Genomic DNA, 1,544 nt, shown 5'->3' with positions numbered 1-1,544 from the left:
GGAGCGAGCCGGAGTCCGTGGCCGCCGCCGTCGCCGCGCCGGCCCCGAGCGCCACCGAGGCGGTCGCGAGGACGGCCAGGGCGCGCCGGAGGGCCGGCGTGCCGGGTGTCTTGTGTCGGGCCATCGCTCTGCCACCTGTCGCCTTCGTCGGGTGATCGGACAGCTGCGCAGCGTAGTGGAGATGTGATGCGCGCTTCAAAGCCGTACCGCGGGGCGTACACCGCCCGGACGATGCCTCAGACTGGTGTCCCGTGAGTTCCCAGTCGCCCATATCCGCGCGAGTCGTGCTGCTCTGCGGCCCCTCCGGCTCCGGCAAGTCCCTCATCGCGGCCCGCTCGGGTCTTCCCGTGCTGCGCCTCGACGACTTCTACAAGGAGGCCGACGACCCGACCCTCCCCCTCGTGGCGGGCAGCACGGACATCGACTGGGACCACCCCGGCTCCTGGGACGCGGACACCGCCGTCGCCGCGATCGAGCGGCTGTGCCGCACGCGTCGTACGCCGGTCCCCGTCTACGACATCTCGCTGAGCGCCCGTACCGGCGAGACGGCCGTCGACATCGGCGGGACCCCGCTGTTCATCGCCGAGGGCATCTTCGCCGCGGAGATCGTCGAGCGCTGCCGCGAACTCGGCCTGCTGGCCGACGCGCTGTGTCTGAGCCGCGGTCCGGTGCGGACGTTCCGGCGGCGGTTCCTGCGGGATCTGAAGGAGGGCCGCAAGTCGGTGCCGTTCCTGTTGCGCCGCGGCTGGCGGCTGATGCGGCTGGAGCGGTCGATCGTGGCCCGTCAGACGGCGCTGGGCGCGTACGCCTGCGACCGGGACGAGGCGCTGGGCCGCCTCGCGAGGGCGGCGGTCACCGGGCGTACGGCGACGGGCACGCCGGCCTAGCGGGGCGCCCGCACCACCGGGCGCACACGAAAGGCGGGACTGGGCGGGCCCCCCGGCCCTACCAGTCCCGCTGTTTCGCACTCCCCCGTGATCCCCGTGTTCTCCCCGGATCCCTCCTGGTCCCCCGGATCCGCGGAGGTCCCCCGTGACCCCCTCGTGCTTCCCCCTCCGGTCCCCCGCTTGTCACGGCGACGTCCCCCGACGCCCCCGCGCTCCCCCGCTCGCTACGGCGATGCCCCCCGGCATCCCCGCGGTCCCCCGCTTGTCACGGCGACGTCCCCCGACGTCCCCGCGCCCCCTGCCTTCAGGCGACGAGCTCCCCGAAGGCGTCCTCCTCGTCACGGCCGAAGCTGAGGACCTCGTCCTCGCGCAGCCGGCGGAGCGACCGCCAGATGCTGGACTTCACCGTGCCGACACTGATGCCGAGGATGTCCGCGATCTCCGGGTCCGTGCGGCCCTCGTAGTAGCGCAGGACCAGCATGGTGCGCTGGAGCTCGGGCAGCCGGGCCAGCGCCTGCCACAGCACGGCGCGCAGCTCGGTGCCGCGCATCGCGTCCGTGTCACCGGCCGTCTCCGGCAGTTCCTCGGTCGGGTACTCGTTCAGCTTGCGGCGGCGCCACGCGCTGATGTGCAGGTTGGTCATGGTGCGGCGGAGGT

The 1,544-nt window shown here is 73.5% G+C and carries 2 protein-coding genes; one reads left to right on the top strand and one right to left on the bottom strand.

Going from position 1 to position 1,544, the window contains the following annotated elements:
• Positions 1-251: 251 nt before the first annotated feature.
• Entirely contained in the window at positions 252-887 is a 636-nt protein-coding gene (locus tag B7767_RS11675) for a uridine kinase (RefSeq protein WP_085572141.1), read from the top strand.
• Between the two features lie 304 nt (positions 888-1,191).
• Here the strand turns inward: B7767_RS11675 and B7767_RS11670 are convergent.
• Positions 1,192-1,544, bottom strand: a 353-nt coding sequence (locus tag B7767_RS11670; protein WP_143652359.1) for a SigE family RNA polymerase sigma factor, incomplete at its 5' end; no start/stop codon positions are given.

This window comes from Streptomyces sp. 13-12-16 (assembly GCF_002114215.1).
Lineage (GTDB): Bacteria > Actinomycetota > Actinomycetes > Streptomycetales > Streptomycetaceae > Streptomyces.
Note: the sequence above shows the minus strand (reverse complement) of the source record. Positions and strands in the feature narration are given on the sequence as shown.